This window comes from Streptomyces sp. DvalAA-43 (assembly GCF_900091725.1).
GTDB classification, from domain to species: Bacteria; Actinomycetota; Actinomycetes; order Streptomycetales; family Streptomycetaceae; genus Streptomyces; species Streptomyces pulveraceus.
This window is the reverse complement of sequence record NZ_FMBW01000083.1, coordinates 64,458-85,580: the sequence shown is the minus strand read 5'-3', so window position 1 is coordinate 85,580 and position 21,123 is coordinate 64,458. Positions and strand designations below refer to the sequence as shown.

Annotated in this window: 21 protein-coding genes, 1 tRNA gene and 1 riboswitch; of the genes, 13 read left to right on the top strand and 9 right to left on the bottom strand. The window is 71.3% G+C overall.

Going from position 1 to position 21,123, the window contains the following annotated elements:
- Positions 1-52 precede the first annotated feature (52 nt).
- The 3 genes from lhgO to GA0115234_RS34415 all read left to right on the top strand — a co-directional run bounded on the left by lhgO (position 53) and on the right by GA0115234_RS34415 (position 3,911).
- Positions 53-1,309: an L-2-hydroxyglutarate oxidase gene (gene lhgO, locus GA0115234_RS34425; RefSeq protein ID WP_093549578.1), complete on the top strand. Its 1,257-nt coding sequence runs from the start codon at positions 53-55 to the stop codon at positions 1,307-1,309.
- Positions 1,310-1,313: 4 nt separating this feature from the next.
- Positions 1,314-2,216, top strand: coding sequence for a tRNA (guanosine(46)-N7)-methyltransferase TrmB (gene trmB / locus GA0115234_RS34420; protein ID WP_093549576.1), 903 nt, complete (start codon positions 1,314-1,316; stop codon positions 2,214-2,216).
- 144 nt (positions 2,217-2,360) lie between these two features.
- The gene (locus GA0115234_RS34415) at positions 2,361-3,911 is read left to right on the top strand and encodes a PrsW family intramembrane metalloprotease (RefSeq protein ID WP_093549602.1); all 1,551 of its coding nucleotides are present in this window, start codon (positions 2,361-2,363) and stop codon (positions 3,909-3,911) included.
- Positions 3,912-3,923: 12 nt separating this feature from the next.
- Here the strand turns inward: GA0115234_RS34415 and GA0115234_RS34410 are convergent, their stop codons facing one another.
- The 6 genes from GA0115234_RS34410 to GA0115234_RS34385 all read right to left on the bottom strand — a co-directional run bounded on the left by GA0115234_RS34410 (position 3,924) and on the right by GA0115234_RS34385 (position 9,940).
- Positions 3,924-4,868 (bottom strand): aldo/keto reductase, encoded by a 945-nt coding sequence (locus GA0115234_RS34410; protein WP_093549574.1) that lies wholly within the window; start codon positions 4,866-4,868, stop codon positions 3,924-3,926.
- Positions 4,869-5,141: 273 nt separating this feature from the next.
- Positions 5,142-6,446 (bottom strand): M23 family metallopeptidase, encoded by a 1,305-nt coding sequence (locus GA0115234_RS34405; protein WP_093549572.1) that lies wholly within the window; start codon positions 6,444-6,446, stop codon positions 5,142-5,144.
- Between the two features lie 11 nt (positions 6,447-6,457).
- Positions 6,458-6,610: riboswitch (cyclic di-AMP (ydaO/yuaA leader) on the bottom strand.
- Between the two features lie 246 nt (positions 6,611-6,856).
- Positions 6,857-8,017: a PP2C family protein-serine/threonine phosphatase gene (locus tag GA0115234_RS34400; protein WP_256088891.1), complete on the bottom strand. Its 1,161-nt coding sequence runs from the start codon at positions 8,015-8,017 to the stop codon at positions 6,857-6,859.
- A 208-nt stretch (positions 8,018-8,225) separates the two neighbouring features.
- Positions 8,226-8,299: transfer RNA gene (locus GA0115234_RS34395), tRNA-Met, on the bottom strand.
- Between the two features lie 119 nt (positions 8,300-8,418).
- Entirely contained in the window at positions 8,419-9,630 is a 1,212-nt protein-coding gene (locus GA0115234_RS34390) for an SPFH domain-containing protein (protein WP_093549568.1), read from the bottom strand.
- A gap of 88 nt (positions 9,631-9,718) precedes the next feature.
- Positions 9,719-9,940 carry a hypothetical protein gene (locus GA0115234_RS34385; protein WP_093549566.1) on the bottom strand — a complete coding sequence of 74 codons (222 nt, stop codon included), beginning with the start codon at positions 9,938-9,940 and terminating at the stop codon, positions 9,719-9,721.
- Positions 9,941-10,200: 260 nt separating this feature from the next.
- Here GA0115234_RS34385 and GA0115234_RS34380 point away from each other — a divergent pair, with 260 nt between their 5' ends.
- Positions 10,201-10,620, top strand: coding sequence for an SHOCT domain-containing protein (locus GA0115234_RS34380; protein WP_093549565.1), 420 nt, complete (start codon positions 10,201-10,203; stop codon positions 10,618-10,620).
- 55 nt (positions 10,621-10,675) lie between these two features.
- Here GA0115234_RS34380 and GA0115234_RS34375 read toward each other — a convergent pair whose 3' ends face one another.
- Both GA0115234_RS34375 and GA0115234_RS34370 read right to left on the bottom strand, forming a co-directional pair.
- Positions 10,676-10,849 (bottom strand): CsbD family protein, encoded by a 174-nt coding sequence (locus GA0115234_RS34375; protein ID WP_093549563.1) that lies wholly within the window; start codon positions 10,847-10,849, stop codon positions 10,676-10,678.
- A 93-nt stretch (positions 10,850-10,942) separates the two neighbouring features.
- Positions 10,943-11,389 (bottom strand): hypothetical protein, encoded by a 447-nt coding sequence (locus GA0115234_RS34370; RefSeq protein WP_093549561.1) that lies wholly within the window; start codon positions 11,387-11,389, stop codon positions 10,943-10,945.
- Positions 11,390-11,610: 221 nt separating this feature from the next.
- Between GA0115234_RS34370 and GA0115234_RS34365 the strand changes: the two genes are divergently transcribed.
- From GA0115234_RS34365 to GA0115234_RS42635, 3 genes are all read left to right on the top strand, one after another.
- Entirely contained in the window at positions 11,611-12,165 is a 555-nt protein-coding gene (locus GA0115234_RS34365) for a hypothetical protein (RefSeq protein ID WP_093549559.1), read from the top strand.
- 49 nt (positions 12,166-12,214) lie between these two features.
- A complete protein-coding gene (locus GA0115234_RS34360; protein ID WP_093549557.1) occupies positions 12,215-12,763 on the top strand; it encodes a hypothetical protein in 549 nt (182 codons plus the stop codon).
- A gap of 91 nt (positions 12,764-12,854) precedes the next feature.
- The gene (locus GA0115234_RS42635; protein WP_176729357.1) at positions 12,855-13,019 is read left to right on the top strand and encodes a hypothetical protein; all 165 of its coding nucleotides are present in this window, start codon (positions 12,855-12,857) and stop codon (positions 13,017-13,019) included.
- A 45-nt stretch (positions 13,020-13,064) separates the two neighbouring features.
- On the opposite strand, the gene GA0115234_RS34355 is transcribed toward GA0115234_RS42635, so the two are convergent.
- Complete coding sequence (locus GA0115234_RS34355) at positions 13,065-13,907, bottom strand: oxidoreductase (protein WP_237541971.1); 843 nt, start codon at positions 13,905-13,907, stop codon at positions 13,065-13,067.
- A 100-nt stretch (positions 13,908-14,007) separates the two neighbouring features.
- On the opposite strand from GA0115234_RS34355, the gene GA0115234_RS34350 reads away from it, so the two are divergent.
- The 6 genes from GA0115234_RS34350 to GA0115234_RS34325 all read left to right on the top strand — a co-directional run bounded on the left by GA0115234_RS34350 (position 14,008) and on the right by GA0115234_RS34325 (position 21,091).
- Complete coding sequence (locus GA0115234_RS34350; RefSeq protein ID WP_202554476.1) at positions 14,008-14,997, top strand: ArsR/SmtB family transcription factor; 990 nt, start codon at positions 14,008-14,010, stop codon at positions 14,995-14,997.
- A 344-nt stretch (positions 14,998-15,341) separates the two neighbouring features.
- Entirely contained in the window at positions 15,342-16,007 is a 666-nt protein-coding gene (locus tag GA0115234_RS34345; protein ID WP_202554487.1) for a cyclase family protein, read from the top strand.
- A gap of 39 nt (positions 16,008-16,046) precedes the next feature.
- Positions 16,047-17,264 carry a DUF362 domain-containing protein gene (locus tag GA0115234_RS34340; protein ID WP_093549551.1) on the top strand — a complete coding sequence of 406 codons (1,218 nt, stop codon included), beginning with the start codon at positions 16,047-16,049 and terminating at the stop codon, positions 17,262-17,264.
- Between the two features lies 1 nt (position 17,265).
- Entirely contained in the window at positions 17,266-18,609 is a 1,344-nt protein-coding gene (locus GA0115234_RS34335) for an aldehyde dehydrogenase family protein (protein WP_093549549.1), read from the top strand.
- The gene (locus GA0115234_RS34330) at positions 18,606-19,823 is read left to right on the top strand and encodes a hypothetical protein (RefSeq protein WP_176729356.1); all 1,218 of its coding nucleotides are present in this window, start codon (positions 18,606-18,608) and stop codon (positions 19,821-19,823) included. The genes GA0115234_RS34335 and GA0115234_RS34330 overlap by 4 nt, the downstream gene beginning before the upstream one ends.
- Positions 19,824-19,825: 2 nt before the next feature.
- Positions 19,826-21,091, top strand: coding sequence for an ATP-grasp domain-containing protein (locus GA0115234_RS34325; RefSeq protein WP_093549547.1), 1,266 nt, complete (start codon positions 19,826-19,828; stop codon positions 21,089-21,091).
- Positions 21,092-21,123 lie beyond the last annotated feature (32 nt).

Below are 21,123 nucleotides of genomic sequence, written 5' to 3'. Positions count from 1 at the left end.
TTTGAGTGCGTTGTCAGTGGGTCAGTGCACTATCGGGGTGGGAGGTGGCGTGATGATGACGCACGCGGCGTACGACTGCGATGTGCTGGTGATCGGCGGCGGAATCGTCGGTCTGTCGACGGCGTACGCGATCACGCGCACCGCTCCGGGCACCCGGGTGACGGTCCTGGAGAAGGAGCCCGGCCCGGCCCGGCACCAGACCGGGCGCAACAGCGGAGTGATCCACAGCGGCATCTATTACCGCCCCGGCTCCCTCAAGGCCCGTTACGCGGTGCGCGGCGCCGCCGAGATGGTCGATTTCTGCGCCGAGCACGGCATCGCGCACAAGGTGACCGGCAAGCTGATCGTCGCGACCGAGCGCTCCGAGCTGCCCCGGCTGCACGCCCTGGTCCAGCGCGGCCGGCAGCACGGGCTGCCGGTGCGCGAGCTGGGCCCCGCCCAGATCACGGAGTACGAGCCGCAGGTGAGCGGCCTCGCCGCGATCCGGGTCGGATCGACCGGGGTGTGCGACTTCGGGGCGGTGGCGGCCCGGTTCGCCACCGAGGTGAGCGGGGCGGGCGGCGTGATCCGCTACGGGGCGGAGGTCACCGCGATCGACCGGCGCCCCTGGGGCGTGGCGGTGCGTACGGCGGACGGCGTGGTGGTGCGGGCCCGGGTGCTGGTCAACTGCGCCGGGCTGCACTGCGACCGGGTGGCACGGCTCGCGGGCGACGACCCGGAGATACGGATCGTGCCCTTCCGGGGGGAGTACTACGAGCTGGCGCGGCCGGAGCTGGTGCGCGGCCTGGTCTATCCGGTGCCCGATCCGGCCTTCCCGTTCCTCGGCGTCCATCTGACCCGGGGCCACGACGGCAGCGTCCACGTCGGGCCGAACGCGGTCCCGGCCCTGGCCCGCGAGGGGTACGGCTGGCCGGTCGTGCGCCCCCGCGAGCTGGCGGACACCCTGGCCTGGCCCGGCACCTGGCGGATCGCGCGCAGACACTGGCGGTACGGGGCGGGCGAGGTCCGCCGTTCGCTGTCCAGGCACGCGTTCACCCAGGCCGTGCGGCGGCTGCTGCCCGAGGTGACGGAGGCCGATCTCAGACCGGCACCGGCCGGGGTCAGGGCCCAGGCCGTGCTGCGGGACGGCACGCTGGTGGACGACTTCCTGATCCGCGAGGCCTCGCACACCGTCCATGTGCTGAATGCCCCGTCGCCCGCCGCGACGGCCTCGCTGCCCATCGGGCGGGAGGTGGCACGCAGGGCGCTGTTCCGGGCGCGGGAGACGGGGTGGAGACCGCCCGCCGTAGAATCGGGGCATTGTGTCTGAGCCCATGAACCCCTCCGAGGGCCTCTCCGCGAACCTCTCCGAGGACTCCCCCGAGCGCCCCGCCGCGAGCCCTTCCGCCCCGGCGCCCGACGCCGTTTCCGCGGATCCCGCCGACGGTCCGGCCGCCGCCGGGATCCCGGACGAGCTGCGCGCCGCCTCCTTCGAGCGGCAGCGCAGGCTGCGCCAGGAGCCGCGCTTCCCGGGCGGGCCCGCCATCGACCCCGCCGGTTCGCACCACGAGCGCCGGATCCGTAGCTTCCAGCCGCGCCGCAGCCGCGTCACCCCCGGACAGCAGGACGCCCTGCTGCGGCTCTGGCCGAAGTGGGGCCTGGACATCGACGGGCAGCGCGTCCTCGATCTGCCCGAGCTGTTCGACGGGCTCCCGGCCGTGCTGGAGATCGGCTTCGGCATGGGCGAGGCCACGGCGCAGATGGCCGCCGAGGACCCGGGCACGGGCATCCTCGCCGTCGATGTGCACACCCCCGGCCAGGGCAATCTGCTCGGTCTCGCCGACCGGAACGGCCTGACCAACATCCGGGTGGCCAACGGTGACGCGATCATCCTGCTGCGCGAGATGCTCAAGCCGGATTCGCTGGACGGGCTGCGGGTGTACTTCCCCGACCCGTGGCCCAAGAAGCGCCACCACAAGCGGCGGCTGATCCAGCCCGAGTTCCTCGATCTGGTGGCGCAGCGGCTGAAGCCGGGGGCGGTGGTCCACTGCGCGACCGACTGGGAGCCGTACGCCGAGCAGATGCTGGAGGTGCTGACCGCGCACCCCCTCTTCGAGAACACCCGGGCGGACGGTGGCTACGCGCCCCGGCCCGCGTTCCGGCCGCTGACCCGGTTCGAGGGGCAGGGCCTGGACAAGGGCCATGTCGTGCACGACCTGCTCTTCGCCCGCTGCTGAGCCGTTCGTAGTCCACTGCGGCGGCCCGTGCGGCAACCAACCGGCGCGCGGGCCCGGGTCCATGGGTCGGCCGGTCCTCCGCCCCATGGACGGCCGGTCGCCCCATGGTCAGGTGTCAGTGCCGCTGGTTAGGGTCATTGCGTGGTGTCCGACGGGTCTGTCCAGCAGCGGCAGTCGCAGCCGGCCGTCCCGCTCCTCCAGGAGCAGCGGGTCGGCGAGATCCTGGCGGCCGTCCCCGAGCGCAGGCACTGGCGCTACCGGCCGCGCCGCGTCGGCAGGGTGTGGCGCAGCCGGACGTTCCGCGTCGTGGCGGTGTTCACGGTGCTCGCCCTCTGCGGTCTGGCGATCCTGGCCCTGGTCCGCGATCAGACCGGCACCCAGGGTTTCCTCGTCGGCCTCGGTCTCGCCGTGCTGCCGGTGCCGCTCCTGACGGCGGCGTTCCGCTGGCTGGACCGGGTCGATCCGGGCCCCTGGCGGAATGTGCTGTTCGCCTTCGCGTGGGGTGCGTTCGCCGCCGCCCTGGTCGCGATCCTCGCGAATTCGTTCGCGACCCGCTGGATAGCCACGGCCACCGCCGATCCGACGAACGCCGACACCCTCGGCGCCACGGTCATAGCCCCGGTCGTCGAGGAGAGCGCCAAGGCCGCCGCGGTCCTGCTGATCTTCCTGTTCCGAAGACGGGATTTCCACGGGATCGTCGACGGAGTCGTGATCGCGGGTATCACCGCGAGCGGCTTCGCCTTCACCGAGAACATCCTCTACCTCGGCAACGCCTTCGGCGAGGATCAGCAGATCGGCACCACGGGCGTCGTATCGGTGACGGCCGCGACGTTCTTCGTACGGGCGGTGATGTCGCCGTTCGCGCACCCGCTCTTCACGGTGCTGACCGGCATAGGTTTCGGGCTCGCCGCGGCCGCCCCGCGCCGGGCCCGCGTCCGCCGCATCGCGCTGCCGCTGCTCGGGCTCGTCCTCGCCATGGGCATGCACGCGCTGTGGAACGGGTCGGCGGTCTTCAGTCCGTACGGCTTCTACGCGGTGTACGGCGTGTTCATGGTCCCGGTCTTCGGCCTGGTCACCTGGCTGGTGATCTGGTCGCGCCAGCGGGAGCTGCGTACGCTCGCCGCCGAGCTGCCCGCCTACGCGGCGGCCGGCTGGCTGACCCCGGCGGAGCCGCTCGCCCTCGCCTCGATGCGGGCTCGCGGCCTGGCCCGCGACGCGGCCCGTCGGCAGTACGCCGTCGCGGCCCGGGGCTCCTGGCAGGGCCCGTACGGCCCCGTCCCCGCGCCCTCCGTCCAGGCGAAGGCCGCGGCGAAGGCCCATGGCCAGGCGGCCGCGCAGGCCGTCGCCGAGTACGAGTCGTTCGCGACCTCCCTGGCCTCGCTGCGGCTGCAGGCCCGCCGCGGCACGGCAGGACCGGACTTCGCCGCACGCGAGCTGGAGCTCCTGCACCACCTCTGGCAGCGCAGAGAGGTGGCCTCGCCCGCCCTGACGTACGCGGCACAGGCGACGGGCCGCCTGCGCCCCTCGTACCCGCCGCCCCCGTACCCCCAGCCGTTCCCGCCGCATGCGCAGCACCCGCAGCACGGGCACCCCACTCAGTACGCGCAGTACGACGGCCACGGCCACGGCCACGGCCCGGGGCAGGGCCCCGGGCCGGTCGACAACCCCTATCTGGTGCCGCAGCAGCCGCAGTAGGACGGCCGTGCGTCAGGCGGATGCCTCGGTGAGCTCGGCCAGCTCCTGCTCGGTCAGCGAGAGGTCCGCGACGGCCACCAGCGCGGGCACCTGCTCGACCGTACGGGCCGAGGCGATCGGCGCGGCCACGGTCGGCCGGGACGCGAGCCAGGCCAGCGCGACGGTCGCGATCTGCGCGTCGTGCTCCTTGGCGACCTTGTCGAGCGCGGCCAGGACCTTCTGCCCCCGCTCCGAATCCCGGTACTTGGACACGCTCTCGGCCCGCGCGCTCTCCACCGTGGCGCCCGGACGGTACTTGCCGGTGAGGAAGCCGGAGGCCAGGGCGAAGTACGGCACGGCGGCGAGCCCGGCGCGGGCGGCGGTGTCCTGGAGCTCACCCTCGTACGTGTCGCGGGAGACCAGGTTGTAGTGCGGCTGAAGGGCGACGTAGCGGGCCAGCCCCTCGCGCTCCGAGAAGTCCAGGGAGGCCTGGAGCCGCGCGGGGCTGATGTTGGAGGCGGCGATCTGCCGGACCTTGCCCTCCTTCACCAGCTGGTCGAGGGCGGTGATGATGTCCTCGACCGGCACGGTCTCGTCGTCGAAGTGCGTGTAGTAGAGGTCGATGTGGTCGGTCCCGAGCCGGCGCAGCGACGCCTCGGCCGCGGCCTTGATGTTGGCGGGCGCGAGCCCCTTGTACGAGGGGTGGGTGGAGACCTTGGTGGCGATCACGACGTCGTCGCGGCGGGAACGGGAGGCGAGCCACTTGCCGATGACCGTCTCCGACTCCCCGCCCTCGTTGCCCGGCACCCAGGCGGAGTAGCCGTCGGCGGTGTCGATGAAGTTGCCGCCGGCCGCGACGTAGGCGTCCAGCACGGCGAACGACTGCGCCTCGTCGGCGGTCCAGCCGAAGACGTTGCCGCCGAGGGCGAGCGGGAAGACCTGGAGGTCGGAGGCGCCCAGCTTGCGAAGAGAAGTCATAAGTGGATCAACGCCTTCCGACGGGTCCGCTATTCCGCCCGTCCGCCGTTCTCCACACCGCACGCCTCAGGTTCCCCTACCCCTCGCAGCAGGTTCCCGCAACCGCTCACACCGGATTCGCGCAACCACTCGCACCCGGTTCCCGGACCGCTCACAACAGCCCGGCAGCCCTGACGTCGGGGGGTGAGCGTCAGGGCTGCCGGGGTTCATCGGGCGGCGAACCGGCCCACCTCGCAGGTGGGCGGGTGTCGCCTCAGAGGTTCGGGTCCGGGCTCAGGGGTTGAGGCCCTTGCCGCGGAGCCAGGCCATCGGGTCGATGCCCGTACCGCCGGCGGTGTGGACCTCCAGGTGGAGGTGCGGCCCGGTCACATTGCCGGTCGCGCCGACCCGGCCGATGGTCTCACCGGTGCTGACCTTCTGACCGACGCTGACGCCGATCGAGGACTGGTGGCAGAACCACAGCTCCGTACCGTCGTCGAGCTCCAGCACCGTGCGGTAGCCGTACGCGCCGGACCAGCCGGCCGACTTGACCGTGCCGCTGTGGATGGCCTTGATCGGGGTGCCGGTCGGAGCCGCGAAGTCGAGGCCGGTGTGGTGGCCGGAGGACCACATCGAACCGGCTTCGCCGAAGGTCGAGGTGATCGTGTACGAGGAGGTCGGGATGGCGTAGCTGGCGGCGAGCTTGGCGAGCCGCAGGGCCTCCGCCTTCTTCTTGGCCTCCTCCTCCGCCTTCTTCTTCTCGGCTTCGGCCTTGGCCTTGGCCTCGTCCTTCTGCTTCTTGGCCTCGGCGGCGGCCTTCTCCGCGGCTTCCTTCTCCTGCGCGGCCTTGGCCTCGGCGTCGGCGGAGTCCTGCTGCTGCTCGGCCTGCTGGAGGATGCGGGCGCGGAGCGCCTCGCCCGCGTCCGTCGTGCCCTGCTCGGCCTCGGCTGTGGTGATGCCGGCGGTGGTGAGCGGGGCGGAGGCGGCCGTGACCGCGGTCTTGTCGGCCCCGGACCCGTCGGAGAACAGGGAGCCCACGCCGGGCAGGGACTTGGCGTCGGGGAGGTTGTCCTTGATGGAGTCGGGAACCGAGATGGAGACCGGCGGCTTGCCCGCCGCGGTGGCCATGCCGCCCGCGCCGACCGCCGCTATGACGCCGACGCCCAGCACCGTGGAGCTGCGGGCGAGACCGTTGCGCTGCTTGGCGACGCGGTGCCTGCCGCGCACCGGGCGGACGGTCTCCTCGGTGGGGTTCCACTCGTCCCAACCGCGTTCGGAATCACCGGTGTTGGCCTCGGAACGGAAGTCGCCGCCGAATTCGCTGCCGAAGTCTCCGCTGAATTCGCCGGTGAAGTCACCGCCCGGCTCGGTGCCGTGATCCGTGCCGTAGTCGGTGCCGAAGGCCGCCGTCGGCCCGGTGGGCACGAACGCCGTCGCGGGCCCGGTGGGCGCGAAGGCCGTCGCCGTCCCGGCGGGTGCGGGCGCGAATTCTGCGCCGTAACCGGCGTCCGGCAGGGTGCCGTGACCGGCTCCATGGCCGGTGCCGTGGTCGGGATGGAACCAGGACGGGGCCTCGGGGGCAGGCTTGTTGGACGCCACGGGGGCGCACTCCTTTCCTTCCTTCTCGCCTACCGGGTTAGCTGACGGGTTCGGAGCAGGAAGGTCTCCTACGGACCCCTCCGTCTCTCACGAGACACAGGTGTCCGATTCACCCCATGTAGGTGGTTCCCCGGTTCCCTTGCGGAATTCGGCGCTCGCGCACGGTGCCGCCCTTGACGACGGCTGGGACGACCGCGCTGCGTTATCGAACGTTAATAGACACCGGGGTCCTATTCCAAGCTGTTCCCACTGATCGTTCACGTCTTTGGCCTGGACTTTACGGGACACAAGCGGGCGGACTCGGACGAGTTGACCGCGGCTCAGCCATTACCCCGTTTCTGACGTTGCGTCAAACGTTATGCGGAGCGGCGCCTTTCGATTACACAGGGTGGCATCACGCGCCCCGCCCCTCACGCCGTCTCCGCGCCCACGATCCGTACGGTCCTCCGCCGGTCCGGCTGCCCCGCCGCGGGACGTACCACCGCGAGCAGCGCCATGTCGTCGGTCGTCTCGCCGCCCGTGTGCAGCCGCACGTCGTCGGTCAGCGCCGACAGCAGCTCCTCGGGCCCCGGGAAGATCCGCCCGCGCAGCCGGGCCGCCGGGTCGTAGAAGACCCCCTCGGCGTTCCGCGCCTCGGACAGCCCGTCCGTGTAGAGCAGCAACGTCGTCCCGGCCGGCAGATCCCACTCGTCCGTCCGCTCCGGCCACGCCCCCAGGCCCATGCCGAGCGGCAGCGCGGGCACCGAGGGCTTCAGCACCTCCAGTGCCCCGTCCGGGTGGAGCAGGATCGGTTCGGGGTGACCGCGATTGACGATGCGCACCCGGGAGAGCCCGGACGGGATCTCGGCCAGCACGGCGGTGATGAAACCTTCCAGCACATCGAGCCCGCCCCGCCGCGCCTCCTCCCGCGCCAGCGCCCGCTCCAGCCGGCCGGCCACCCCTTCCAGCGAGGATTCCTGCTCCGCCGCCTCGCGGAACGCCCCCATGACCACCGCCACCGTCTCCACGGCTTCGAGCCCCTTGCCCCGCACGTCCCCGACCACCAGCCGCACCCCCTGCGGGCTGTCCGATACGGCGAACAGGTCACCGCCGACGAACTCGTCCGCCTGCGCCGCCTCGTACCGCGCCGCGACCTGCAGTCCGCCGATCCGGTCGGACGGCTGCGGCAGCACCGCGCGCATGGCCGTCTCCGCGATGAACCGCGCGGAGGCCAGCTGCTCGTTGCCGCGCCGCACGACCCCGTTGATCACGACGGCGAGGACCGAGACGGTGGCCAGGGTGAGCAGCTCGATCAACGGCACGACCTGCGGCAACGTACTGCTGTACAGCCGCAGCGCGATGACGGCCAGCATCGAGGCGATACCGGTGCGGATGGTGCTGGCCAGCGAGAAGAACGGGGCGGCGATCAGCGGAGCGGCCACGAACAGCGGAATGGCGGTGAAGGTCTGCGGGGTGAAGGAGTCGAACACCAGCCCGCCGAGAATCATCAGGGCGGGCAGCTTGCGTACGAAGCTCCGGGTGCGCGCACCGCCCCCGGCATGTCTGCCGCGCCGCTTCTCCCGCTTCCACACCTGTGGTCTCCTGCCCGGTACGCGCGCGGCTGCGGACGGTACCGCGCCCCACCCCCAGGCTCGCCGGAGCGGAACGGAGCTGCGACTCCTCATCCGCCGAAAGAGGGATACCCGCGGTGCGGCGCACGTACCCGCCTTCGTGCGGGCCCATGCGCGGAAACGAATCAGGCCCGGCACGCTGCATGCGTGCCGGGCCTGATTCCTTCAGTAGCGGGGACAGGATTTGAACCTGCGACCTCTGGGTTATGAGCCCAGCGAGCTACCGAGCTGCTCCACCCCGCGTCGGTGAACACAACTCTACGGCATGTCCGGCGCCCCTTTGACCACTCCGGTTCGCCGGGCCGTCATCCGGGCCGGGCCGGAACGGGTCCCCGTCCGGTCCGTCCGGTCCCTCCCGGAGATCAGGAGGTGTTCGTCTCGGAGATACGGGGCACGGACGTGGCCTTCCCGTCGACCGCCGGCGGCTTCACCGGGTTCGCGCCGTGCTGCAGCGCGTGCAGGATCGCCAGCCCCTGGCCGACGACGCCCGCCGCCATCTCGTTGACGCCGCTGGTGCCGTTGAGCACGGTGAGGTCGGCGCCGGACATGCCGCGGGCGGCGGCGTCCGCCAGTGCGGGCAGGTTCTCCACGATGCGGTTGGCCGCGATGAGCTCCTGGTTGCCGTCCCGCAGCGAGGCGGCGCGCACGCTGTTGGCGTCGGCCTGCGCCTGGGCGAGGGCCCGCTCGGTGTACGCGTTGCCGTCGGCCTCGAACTTCGCCCGGTCCCGGGCCGCCTCCGCCAGGGTCCGCTGCCGGTACGCCTCGGCGTCCGCCGGGCGCCGTACCTCCGCCTCCAGCCGTTGCGCGGCGAGCGCGGCCTGCCGTTCGGCCAGCGCGGTCTGCTCCTCGATGACCTCGTGCGAGGCCTTGGCCTGGGCGAGCGGCCCGGCCTGGGCGGCGCGGGCGTTGTACTGCTCGGTCTCGGCGAGGAAGCCGGCCCGCTTGATCGCGGTGTCGCGTTCGTACTCCGCCTTGAGCGCGGCGGCCTGCTGCTCGCGCTGGCTGGCCTCCTGGTCGGCCTTGGCCTCGGCGATCCGGGCCTGGCTGGCGACCGCGGCGGCGTGCGGGGCGGCGAGGTTCCTGATGTAGCCGGTGGCGTCGTCGATCTCCTGGATCTGGAGGGCGTCCACGACGATGCCGAGCTTCTCCATCTCGCCGTGGCTGCCCGCGATGACCTCCTGGGAGACCCGGTTGCGCTCCCGGATGATCTGTTCCACGGTCAGTCCGCCGACGATGGAACGCAGGTGCCCGGCGAAGATCCGCCCGACGAGCTCCTCCATCTGTTCCTGCTCGGTCAGGAAGCGGCGGGCCGCGTTGGCGATGGAGACGGCGTCGTCGCCGACCTTGAAGACGGCCACGGCGCGGACATTGAGGCGGATGCCCTGCTGCGTGACGCAGTCCTCGGTGATCTCCGCCTCGCGCAGCGCCAGGGAGAGCATGCGCGCCTTCTGCTTCACCGGGAGCACGAAGCTGCCGTGCCCGGTGACGATCCGGAACTGGGTGTCCAGGGTCTGCCCCTTGGACCCGGATATGAGCATCGCCTCGTTGGGGGCGGGAACGTGCCAGAAGAACATCGGAGGACTCCTGCCGTAGGTCACTGCTTTCGTGGATCACTGCTTCCGTGGGCTGTGCGACCGCTTCAGCCACTTCGTCCGCTTCGGCTCAGGACGGCAGGCGCTCCACCAACACGCCGCGCGCCGACACCGAGTCGACGACCACGACGCGCTCGTCCCTGCCGATCGACGTCGTCGACCATGCGGTGTAGGCCTCGGACCCACCCCGTACGGCCACCAGCACTTCGCCCGGCCCATCGGACGGAATCGGCACCGTGACGCGGCCGATCGCCCCGACCGGGCTGCGGGCGGACTCATCTGCCCTGTGCATGCGCCCTCGCGAGCCTCTGTGCGTACGCCGGCTCACGCCGCTTCTCATGCGGTGTACCGCACCGATTCATGGACACGGGCGACCCCGCCTCCTGGAGGCCGGGCCTCCCTCGACACTTCCACGGTACTCCGCACCCCTCATCACAGAGCACCTCATACCCATCCATAACGACAACGAGCGGGCGTAGATATGTGGTGATATGACTGGTTAACCATTCACCTGTTCTCCGCGATGAACTCGCGCTGACCGAGGAGCGATCCGTGGACGACTACTCGTTGCTCGACCTCTTCTGGACCATGCTCTGGTTCTTCCTCTGGGTCATGTGGCTGTTCCTGCTGTTCAAGGTCATCACGGACATCTTCCGCAGCCACGACCTCAGCGGCTGGGGCAAGGCGGGCTGGCTGATCCTGACGCTGCTGCTGCCGTACATCGGCGTGCTCGTCTATGTGATCGTGCGCGGCAAGTCCATGAGCAGGCGGGACATCAAGGAGGCCCAGGACCGCGACGCCGCCTTCAAGGCCTACGTACGGGAAGCCGCGGGCACCTCCGACGCGACCGGTGCCGACGCCACGAGGAAGGGCAGCCACGTCGACGATCTGGCGAGACTCGCCGAGCTCAGGGACCGGGGCGCCATCACGGACGAGGAGTACCAGCGGGCGAAGACGAAGCTCCTCGCCTGACCGCCCCGGCCGGGCAGGGCCGGCCGGGGCGTCGTGGTGCAGGGGGATGCGGCCGTCAGTGCCTGAAGGCGTCCTTGACCTTCGCCCCTGCCTGCTTGACGTTGCCCTTGACCTGGTCCCCCCGGCCTTCGGTACGCAGGCGCGGACTGCCGGTCACTCGACCGACGGCCTTCTTGGCTCCGCCTTTGACCGCTTCGGCCTTGTGCGCGATCTTCTTGCCGATACTCATGGGTGGCCGCCTTTCGTGCGACATCGGCGCCGGGCCGGCCTGCCCGGTGGGCACCGGGCAGGCCGGGCCGGCGAGCTGTGCGAGTGACCCGGGCTATTGGGGGGCGGACCGGTGCCCGAGCAGGTGCCACCTGCTCCGACGGCCGCCGTCCTGGGCGGCAGGGCGGTCGTCGTGGGGCCGGTCGCTCCCCCGCGCAGGCGCGGTGTCCGTGCGGCCGGTCTCGCGGGGACCGGCCGCGCCGTCGCGCTCCGCGGTCGGCTCACGGACGGGCCGACCATGCTCACCGTGCGGGCTTCGCGAGGTTCTGGAGCGGCGGGACGGGCGGCGGACGGCGCCCACGAGCAGGCTCAGCCCGAACACCGCCAGTGCCCCGACGACGAGGCCGTAGAGGAACAGCGTGCCGGTGGAACCGGTCACGTGGTACCCGAATACCGAGAAGCCGTCGGTGAGCTGGTGTGCGCTGCCGCCGTTGGTGAGGACGCCGGCCACGGCGACGACCACCGCGACGATCAGGATGATGAGCCCCAGGATGACGATCATGACGTACTCCGGAAATTGCGGCGTACATCCAGACTAAGTCGGACGAGTCCCTGAGGAGCGGACCGAGTTCACGAAGAGCCGACCACACCTCGTGGGGACAATCGGGACAATTTATGGAACCCTGAAAGGTGGCACGCCAAGCGACAGGATCCGCTGCGGTGCCCCTCATCGGCCCCTGAGTCCCGTCCGTCGGCGTGAACTCGCGATGAGTGGAGGACTCGATGTGGACGACCATCGTCATCATCGTGGTTGCCGTGATCGTCGTGGCTCTGATCGCACTGGCACTGCGGACCATGTCCCGGCGGCGGCATCTGCGAGAGCGTTACGGGCCGGAGTACGAACGCACGGTAGAAGCGAAGCACGGCCGCGGAGCGGCCGAACGTGACCTCAAGGCCAGGGAAGAGCGGCATGAGGCGCTGGACATCAGGCCACTGCCCTCGACGGTCCGGGACCAGTACGCCCGGGACTGGAACAGCGTGCAGGAGCGCTTCGTCGACAGCCCCGACCAGGCGGTCGGCGAGGCGGACCGCCTCGTGACCACGCTCATGAGCGAGCGCGGCTACCCGACCGAGAGCTACGAGCAGCAGACGCGGGACCTGTCGGTCGAGCACTCGCGGACCCTGGAGCACTACCGCGCCGCCCACGAGATCAACGAGCGCGCGGGCGGCAGGGAGACCTCGACGGAAGAGCTGCGGACCGCGATGGTCCACTACCGCGCACTCTTCGACGAGCTGCTGCGGGGCGACACCGCTTCGCCGGGCGACGAACACCGTTGAGAGCACCGCGGCCGGGAGCGGCTGCCGTACCCCATGGAGGTGAAGGGACATGCAGAGAGACGGACCGACCGGGCGCGACGAGTACGCCGAGCCCACCCGCGAAGCCCTGTCCACCGAGGACATCGCCCGGCCCGAAGCAGAGGCACCGCGACAGTCCTCGGACGCGGCCGACGAACGGGCCGCCGCGCCCGATGCCGGCCGCGCGGCACCCAGGAGCAGAATCACCGACGAGGCCGGCGGCCCGCGGGAGGCCGACGCGGGCGAGCGCGACGAGTCCGCGCAGAACACCGGGTCCCCGCAGGACACCGGCTCCGCGCAGAGCACCGGATCCGCCCCGCTGATCGGGCCCCAGGAGACGGAGGACCTCCGTGCCAGGTGGCAGCGGATCCAGCAGGAATTCGTCGACGACCCCCAGCAGTCGGTCCTTGCGGCGGACGGGCTCGTCGCCGAGGTCATGCAGCTGCTCGCCACCACATTCGCCGATCACAAGCAGGGACTCGAAGGCCAGTGGCACCGCGGCGAGGAGGTCGCCACCGAGGACCTCCGCCTGGCCCTGCGCCAGTACCGGTCCTTCTTCGACCGCCTGCTCACCACCTGACCCTCGGACGCGGGTGCGTCCGCGCTCCGTTCACCACGGAGCCCGGCCCCTGGTCAGCGGTGTCAGCCACCGGCCGGGGAGGGATGGCACCATGATCCTCTTCCTGGTCCTGCTCGTCTTCGCGATCGTGCTGGTCATCGTCGGCGCGGCCGTCACGGGCATGCAGTACCTGCTTTCCATCGGCGTCCTGCTCCTCGTCGCCGATGTGGGGTACCTGGCGGTGCGTTCGGCCTTGCGCCGCCGACGGGTGCGCTGACCCGCCGGACCGGCGTCCGCGGGCGCTGATACCGGCGGGCGGCTGTTACCGGCGGGCGCCCAGGGCGTTGAGGGTGCGCAGAGCGGGGCCGGGGAGTTCGACGGCAGCGGCGATGTTCTCGTACAGGTGGGCGACCGAGGAGGTGCCGGGGATCAGCAGGATGCTGGGGGAGCGTTGGAGCAGCCAGGCCAGTGCCGTCTGCCGGGCGGTCATGCCCAGGTCGCGGGCGATCCGGTCCAGGGCCTCGACCTGGAGCGGGCGGAAGCCGCCCAGCGGGTAGAACGGCACGTAGGCGATGCCCTGTTCGGCGCACCAGTCGACGAGTGCGTCGTCCCCGCGTGAGGCGACGTTGTAGTGGTTCTGCACAGCGACCACGGGGGCGATCCTCCTGGCGGCCCTGACCTGCTCGATGCCGACGTTGCTCACCCCGAGGTTCCGGATCAGGCCCTGGTCGCGTAATTCGGCGAGCACGGTGAACGGCTCGACGATGTCGGCGGCGGCCAGGGTGCGGGTCATCCGCAGGTTGACCAGGTCCAGTGCCGGCACGTCCAGCCGGGTGAGGTTGTCGTGCACGGCCTGGACGAGTTCGCGCCTGGACACGGCGGCGGGCCAGCCCCGGGCGTGGGTGCGGCGCGCGCCGACCTTGGTGGCGATGCACAGATCCGCGGGGTAGGGGTGCAGGGCCTCGCGGATGATCTCGTTGACCACGTACGGGCCGTAGTAGTCGCTGGTGTCGATGTGCGTGATGCCCGCCTCGACGACGGTGCGCAGGACGGCGAGGGCCTCGTCCCGGTCGTTCGGCGGCCCCCAGGCGTTCGGGCCCGCCAGACGCATGGCGCCGTAGCCGATTCGGGTGAGCTCCAGGTCGCCGAGTCTCCAAGTGCCCATCCTGGCCACGGTTGTCGTCTTTGAGGTCATGCCTGCATGGTCTTCCTGGGATACGCTGGCCGCCATTGATTAAGGCACAGCTGAATCCAGGTGGGTCGTCATGTCGGTGGAACTGGCCTTCGCGGCGAGCGATCTGGCACAGATGCGGTTCGCCGTCTCACCGATGTGGGAGATCGGACCCAGCTTCAGGCTGCTGAACTCCCGTCCCGCACACGGCGTGCACCGACGCTGGGCCGAGCAGGTCCGTCCCCGGGTGGTGGACGTCGGCCTGGACCGGGGCTGGCTCGCCGAGCTGATCCCGCCCACGGGGTACGTGCCCGACTTCCTCAACCCCGCGCCTCCGGGGCCCGCCCCCACACTCGCGGAGGAGCTGGCCAGAATCCTGGCCACGCCGGCCGACCGGGTACGCCGCGACCTCGACCATCTCCGCCACCACCAGGGCGGGTTGGGGACCCGGTTACGCACCCTGCACGCCGAGCCGCAGGCCCGGCTGGCCCGGGTGGTGGAGGAGATCGAGACCTACTGGAAGGTGGCGATCGCCCCCTACTGGGCGCGGATCAGGACCGTGCTGGACGCCGATGTCCTCTATCGCGCCAGGCAGGTCGCCGAATACGGCACCGCCCGTCTCTTCAACGACCTTCACCCGTCGTCCAGTTGGGGCGACAACGCGCTCCGCCTTGCCCGTCGGCAGCGGACCCTGTCCCGGAAGACCGCGGGTGCGGGGCTGCTATTGATCCCCTCGGCCTTCACCGGGCCCGGACTGCGTACGCGGGTGTCGCTGCCGGAGCCGCCGCAACTGGCCTATCCGGCACGCGGCGTCGGCGTGCTGTGGGAGCCCCGGCCGGTCACGAGGTCCGCCGCCATCGCCGCCGTCCTCGGCCGTTCGCGGACCGTGCTGCTGACCGAACTGGAGACGCCTGCCTCCACCACCGAACTGGCCCTCCGTACCGGGCTCTCCGCAGGCGGGGTGTCCCAGCACCTGACCGCGCTGCGCGACGCGGGTCTGGTCAGCGCGCACCGGGTGGGCCGCTTGGTGCTGTACGCCCGCACGTCCGTCGCCGAGTCGGTGCTGGACGCCGCGCTCGCGTAAGGGCTGTCCCGCGGGGAGGCCGTCAGAAAACACCTGCGGGAAACAGGCGAGGAGAATTCCGCCCTCCCATTGATAAGCCTGCGACAAATACCGCCGCGCCCCGGAGGGTGACATGTCCGGTGGTTGACGGGCCACCCCCGGTCGCCCGCAAATGGAATTGGCAGAGCGGTCTTCTTCGCAGTTTATCCGAGGCCGCGGGCGAGGGGCAGGGCGGTGGCATGATCCTGCCACCGGATTCGAACGTCATTGCTGGGCCTGCTCCAGCCGTGCTCTGATGGCCGCACCGCACCCTCAGGACAGGCGAGGAACTCCCGTCCGGTCGAGCAACGGAGCGCATCGTGCAGATGATTGATATCAGCCAGGGCTGGTACCAGGGAATGCCTTCCTACAATGCGTCCTGGTACCCCAAATTCGGTATCCGCAAGGCGATGACTCCGGAGACGGACCCGGCCAAAGGCGGCCGGACCTTCTCGGATCTGCAGATATTCCCGCACAACGGCACGCACGTGGAATCGGGATATCACTTCTTCGAGGACCGCGAGAAAATCGACGAGGTCCCGCTGGAGACGTTCGTCGGCCGGGCGTGCATCGCGGACCTCTCGGACAAGCGTGACCTCGACCCGGTGACCGGCGAGGACCTGGAGAAGGCGCTGCGCGACATCTGGCAGCCCGGGGACCGCCTGCTGATCCGCACCGACCACCCCAACCGCTACCTCGGGCGTGAGGACTACTGGGACAAGCCCCCGTACCTCACCACCTCGGCCGCGGACTGGATGGTGGAGAACGGCGTCGTCCTCGTCGGCATGGACTGCATCACCGAGCGGCCCGACGACCGCAGCGGCCAGGTGCACCGCCGTCTGCTGGGGGCCGGTATCCCGATCCTGGAGAACATCCAGAACCTCGACCAGATCACCCACCCGGTCGCCCAGCTGATGGCGCTGCCGATCAAGGTCTCCGGCGTCGAGGCGGCTCCGTCCCGTGCCGTGGTCTTCGACGGATGGCAGTTCTGACCACACCTGGACGGTGCCCCCATGAAAGGGAGGTGAAGGGTGCCCGGCGATCTCACGGCCGTTGCACTGACCAGGGTCGACGACCCCACGGACGCCGCGGTCGACCAGGCGGTCGAGCAGGTGCTCGACCTGCTCGGCGACCCCCTGCGGGACGTCGGCAAGGGTGACCGAGTCGTCATCAAGCCCAACATGTTCCAGCGCAAGCCGGGCTTCCGCACCAGCCCCGAGCTGCTGCTCGCCGTGGCGAAGCGGGCCTCGGCGCGCGGGGCCGAGGTCTTCGTCGCGGAGCGCACCCACGTGCTCAAGGAGATCCTCGACGGAAGCCCGCTCCACCGCTACGCCCAGGTGGTCAGCTTCGACGACAGGCCCCTGCGCATAGTCCAGATCCCCGGCGCGACCTCGCTGCGGGTGCCGGTCGCGATCCCCGACATCGTGACGGAGTGCGACTTCTTCATCGGGGCCCCGCAGTTACGGACCCACTCCAGCGTGGTCCTCACCAACGCGATGAAGAACCTGGTCGGCCTGCTCCCCGGATTCACCACCCGGATCGTGCACATGGCCGGGGTCGAGGAATCCCTCGTCGACCTCAACCTGCTCCGCCCGCAGCACCTGCTGGTCTGTGACGCGACGACCGTCATCGAGGGCAACTACCCCATGGAGGGCAGCTCCCGCGAGGTCGGTCTGGTCTCCGCCTCGCGCAACGCGGTCGCGATGGACGCCACCATGGCGGCCGTCGCGGGCGTGCAGGCGTGGGAGCTGGCCTACCTGCGCGATGCCCATCGGCGCGGCCTCGGGCCGGTCGACCTCGCCGACATCGAGGTCAGGGGCGTCACCGTCGAGGAGGCCGGGTTCGTGATCGACCGTGCCCCGGTGACCCTGGTCCCGCCGCGCGAGGGCATCCACGTCCACGCCGGCACGGCCTGCGACGACTGCCGCCGCTGGCTGGCCGCCGCGATGAGCCTGCTGCGCGACGAACTGCTGGACTTCCCCGGCGAGATGACGATCGTGTCGGGACCCATGGAGCACCTGCCCGAACTGCGCGGCGCGGTCGTCCTGGTGGGCAACGCCCTGTACGAGCACCGGGAGGCCGGCGTCTATCTGGAGGGCTGCCCGCCACGGGCGATCCAGACGGCCGGGCTGCGGTACGCGATGGGGCACGAGGTCAGCGATCCCGAGCGCACCCAGTTCCGCGTACCGACCTCCACCGGCGAGTCCGTGGCCGCCCTTGCCTGGCCGGCGCCCGAGGAGTTGGTCTGACGTGACGTTGTCCGTACCCCTGTTCCGCGGGGGAGAAGAGCGGCCCTCACGGGACACCAGGACGCTGCACGGCGTCGACGGCGCGCCGCTCGCCACCGTCCACGAGGCGCCGGCGCTGGTGACCAGGATGACCGTGAAGGCCATGCACGACGCGCCCCCCATGTCCGCGGACGAGCGCCTCGCGGTGCTCTCCGAAGCGGGGCGGCTGTTCGCCGGGGCCACCCTCGGGGGGCTGACGCCGGAGGCGTACTGCCGCGCCCAGGCCCTCGCCTCGGGCGTCCCGATCGGTGTGGCCCGCCAGTCGCTGGCCCGAGTGGGCGCGGATTGCGGGCGGCTCGGCGAGGTCGTCGCCCGGCAGGCGCCGGTCGGCGCGGGCCGCACGGCCCGCTGGGTGCGCCGCGGTTCGGTCCTCGGTGTGGTGGCCCCCAGCAACCACCCGGCGACCCACGGCGCGTGGCTCCAGGCGGTCGCGATGGGCTACCGGGTGGCGGTCCGGCCGGGCACGCGCGACCCGTTCACGCCGCTGAGGCTGGCGCTCGCGCTCGACTCGGCGGGCCTCGGCAACGGGTGGATCAGTGTGCTCCCGGGGCCGCACGCCTCCGCCGACGCCCTGATGAACACCGCCGACCTGGCCCTGGTCTACGGCAGCGAGGACACCGTGGCCCGGCTCCGGGGCAACGACAGGGTGCTGGTGCGCGGACCGGGCCGGAGCAAGATCCTGGTCGACCAGCGGGTGGACGAGCAGACCCTGGACCATGTCGTGGCCGAGGTCGCCTCGGACGGCGGTGTGCGGTGTACCAACACCACCGCCGTCTTCTGCTCCGGCGACCACCGGGCCCTGGCCGAAGCGCTGGCGGAACGGCTCGCGCGGCTGCCCGCCCACCCGGTGACCGACGACGCCGCCGTCCTCCCGGTCCGTCCGCGCCGGGAGGCGGAAGGCATCAGGGCGGCCCTGGACCGGAGCGCGCACGGCAGCGCCGACCTGGTGCGGCGGTTCCACGACGACGGCCCGCTCACCGCGGTCGGCGGCGATGCCGTGGCGATGCGGCCCGCCGTGATGTGCGTGGACCGCTCCGACCATCCGGGACTCGGCGCCGAACTGCCCTTCCCCTGCGTATGGGTGGCCCCCTGGCGTCCGTCGGAGGGCATCGGCCCGCTGGACGGCTCACTGGCGCTGACCCTGCTCACCGACAATGCCGCGCTCGTCGCCGAGGCGCTGGACGCCCCCGGTGTCCGCACCGTCCTGCACGGGAGGGTCCCCGGCTGGTGGAAGGACCCGTTCCTGCCGCACGACGGGTACCTCGCCCAGTTCGTCCAGGAGGCGCGCGGCTTCGTCTCGCCATGACCACGTGGCCTTCCCCAGCCCGCCCCGACACCGAACAGGACTCCGAGGTAACCCACATGGCCCCCGCCTGCCCCGACATCCCGATCGTCGTCCTCCCTTCGGACAACACCGTCAGCTGCCGCACCGCACCCTCCGCGCCGGTGCGGGCGGCGCTGACGGCGGCGGTCGACGCGCTGACCCACCTCCGGGACCAGCTGCTGGACCCGAAGGGGGCCGGGCCCGCCCTCCCCGAGGCGCTGGACGCCGCCGTCGCCAGGACCGGGCGACTCGCCGCCGAGGCCGCGGTCACCCCGATGGACACCGCGTCGCTGATACCGATCGTCCCCAACCACGACTACTTCGGCGTGCGCACGGCGGACATCGACGACGCGTACCGCGTCTCGGAGATCTCGACCGTCATCGCCAGGGCACTCGCGGACCTCAGAGGCGCGCGGCTGGACCTCAACGACCAGGCGGCCGAAGTCAGGGCGATGGTCCTGATCCTCAAGGGCCTGAGCCCGCAGGACGGTTCGCCCGCGCCGGAACCCCCGGCCGCCGCCCCGGCGGAGCGGGCCCCGTACCGGGTCGGCGACGACGAGCTGACCAGGTGGGTCATCACCCACCACTTCTACTTCGTGCTCAACCTCGCGGCCGCGGCCGCGGTCTCCCGGGCCACCGCCGCCCTGACCGGTCGGGACCGGGACACCGCGGTGACCGCCCTCCGGGAGGCCGCCGTCCTGGTCCGCGGCTTCACCGCGGCCATGATCCACTCCGGGGACATGTCGTCGGCCTGCTACGACGCGGTGGTCCGGCCCACCATGCAGCCTCCGGCCGTGCCCGCGGCGCTCACCGGCCGGACCCAGCCCGAGCACAAGGCGTTCCGCAAGGCGATGCGCAAGCTGGTCACCGTCTCCGCCGAGCCGTTCGCCGAACTGGCCGCCGTCGAGCCCGAGATCGCGTTCGCGCGCGACGTCCTGCTCGACGCCGACCTGCAGGACATCGAGCGGCATGTGGTCATCACCGCCGCGCTGGTCGGCGACGACCAGTCGATCGTGCAGGGTGACGAGGCCGCCGAGAGCGCCATCGCGATCCTGCGCACCATGCGCCACGTCCGGGCGACCGCCTACTACGACCTGATGAGGTTCGGCGACGGCGTGGAGATCGTGCCGCGCACGACCATCCGGCCGGTCCCCTCACGTGGCTCCGCCGCCAGTCCGCAACCGACAGTGGGATGACAATGACTTCCAACACAGACCGTCGTGCGATGGTCATCGTCGACGCCTTCGCCAGCGCGCGCTGCCTGGCTCCGCTGTTCCGCGCACGGGGCGTCGACTGCGTCCACGTCCAGAGCACACCGACGATCCCGGACGTCTACGCGCCGAGCTTCCACCCGGACGACTTCGTCGCCAACATCGTCCACGACGGGGACGTGGCCGCGACGGTCGCGGCCATCGACGCACACGCGCCGATCGGCCTGCTGCCCGGCATCGAGCGCGCGGTCATGCTCGCCGACGAACTCAGCGAGGAACTCGGCCTGCCCACCAACGGGACCGCGCAGAGCCTCACCCGGCGGGACAAGTTCCGCATGATCGAGACGGCCAGAGCGGCCGGGATACCGGGAACCGAACAGCTCCTCGCCACCGACGCGGACACCCTGCTCGACTGGTACGGCCGCAACCCGGGCCGCGTGGTGCTCAAGCCGGTGAGCAGCGCGGGCAACGACGGGATCTTCTTCTGCGACGACACCGACCAGGTCCGCGCGGCCTTCGGCAAGCTGCACGGGACCCACAGCGTCCTGGGCCAGGAGAACCAGGCGGTGCTGGCGCAGGAGTACCTCGTCGGCAGCGAGTACATCGTCAACACCGTGAGCCTGCACGGCAGGCACCACGTCACCGACATCTGGAAGATGCACCACCTCAGCGCCAACGGCGTCCGCGACCTGCCGGCCGGGGCGGAGCTGATGCCCCGCCACGGCACCGACCAGGAGGCGCTGGTCGAGCACACCCTGCTGGTCCTGGACGCCCTGGGCATCCGGAACGGGCCCGCGCACACCGAACTCAAGCTGACCCCGAAGGGCCCCCGGCTGGTCGAGACCGGCGCCCGGGTCTGCGGCGCCGACGTCCACGTCCCGGCCGGGGACGCGATCGGCGAGAGCCAGCTGGACTGGACCGTCGACGCCTACGCCGACCCCGAGCGCTTCGCCCAGCGGTGGGACGGCGACTACGAGCTGCTCAAGCACGCCAGGATCGTCAACATGGTCTCGCCGGTCGAGGGCGACCTCATCGACTATCCCCAACTGGCGGACCTCCAGGGGCTGGAGAGCTTCCACGAGGCCGTGTTCCGGGTCACGCCCGGCAACCGGCTCAACCGCTCCGTCGACGACTGGACCTTCCCGCTACGGGTGTTCCTGACGCACGAGACGGAGAGCACCGTCGTCCGGGACTGCACATCTGCCCGCTACCTGGACGGCCACGGCTTCTACGCGGTCTCGGCGACCTCGTAGGCCCACCCCTCGCGGATTCCTCCTGGAGAGAC

Coding starts and splice junctions, on each gene's coding strand:
- lhgO (WP_093549578.1), top strand. CDS start 53: ATGATGACGCACGCGGCGTACGACTGCGATGTGCTGGTGATCGGCGGC.
- trmB (WP_093549576.1), top strand. CDS start 1,314: ATGAACCCCTCCGAGGGCCTCTCCGCGAACCTCTCCGAGGACTCCCCC.
- GA0115234_RS34410 (WP_093549574.1), bottom strand. CDS start 4,868: ATGACTTCTCTTCGCAAGCTGGGCGCCTCCGACCTCCAGGTCTTCCCG.
- GA0115234_RS34390 (WP_093549568.1), bottom strand. CDS start 9,630: ATGTTCTTCTGGCACGTTCCCGCCCCCAACGAGGCGATGCTCATATCC.
- GA0115234_RS34385 (WP_093549566.1), bottom strand. CDS start 9,940: ATGCACAGGGCAGATGAGTCCGCCCGCAGCCCGGTCGGGGCGATCGGC.
- GA0115234_RS34375 (WP_093549563.1), bottom strand. CDS start 10,849: ATGAGTATCGGCAAGAAGATCGCGCACAAGGCCGAAGCGGTCAAAGGC.
- GA0115234_RS34370 (WP_093549561.1), bottom strand. CDS start 11,389: ATGATCGTCATCCTGGGGCTCATCATCCTGATCGTCGCGGTGGTCGTC.
- GA0115234_RS34365 (WP_093549559.1), top strand. CDS start 11,611: ATGTGGACGACCATCGTCATCATCGTGGTTGCCGTGATCGTCGTGGCT.
- GA0115234_RS34360 (WP_093549557.1), top strand. CDS start 12,215: ATGCAGAGAGACGGACCGACCGGGCGCGACGAGTACGCCGAGCCCACC.
- GA0115234_RS42635 (WP_176729357.1), top strand. CDS start 12,855: ATGATCCTCTTCCTGGTCCTGCTCGTCTTCGCGATCGTGCTGGTCATC.
- GA0115234_RS34355 (WP_237541971.1), bottom strand. CDS start 13,907: ATGGGCACTTGGAGACTCGGCGACCTGGAGCTCACCCGAATCGGCTAC.
- GA0115234_RS34350 (WP_202554476.1), top strand. CDS start 14,008: ATGTCGGTGGAACTGGCCTTCGCGGCGAGCGATCTGGCACAGATGCGG.
- GA0115234_RS34345 (WP_202554487.1), top strand. CDS start 15,342: ATGATTGATATCAGCCAGGGCTGGTACCAGGGAATGCCTTCCTACAAT.
- GA0115234_RS34330 (WP_176729356.1), top strand. CDS start 18,606: ATGACCACGTGGCCTTCCCCAGCCCGCCCCGACACCGAACAGGACTCC.
- GA0115234_RS34325 (WP_093549547.1), top strand. CDS start 19,826: ATGACTTCCAACACAGACCGTCGTGCGATGGTCATCGTCGACGCCTTC.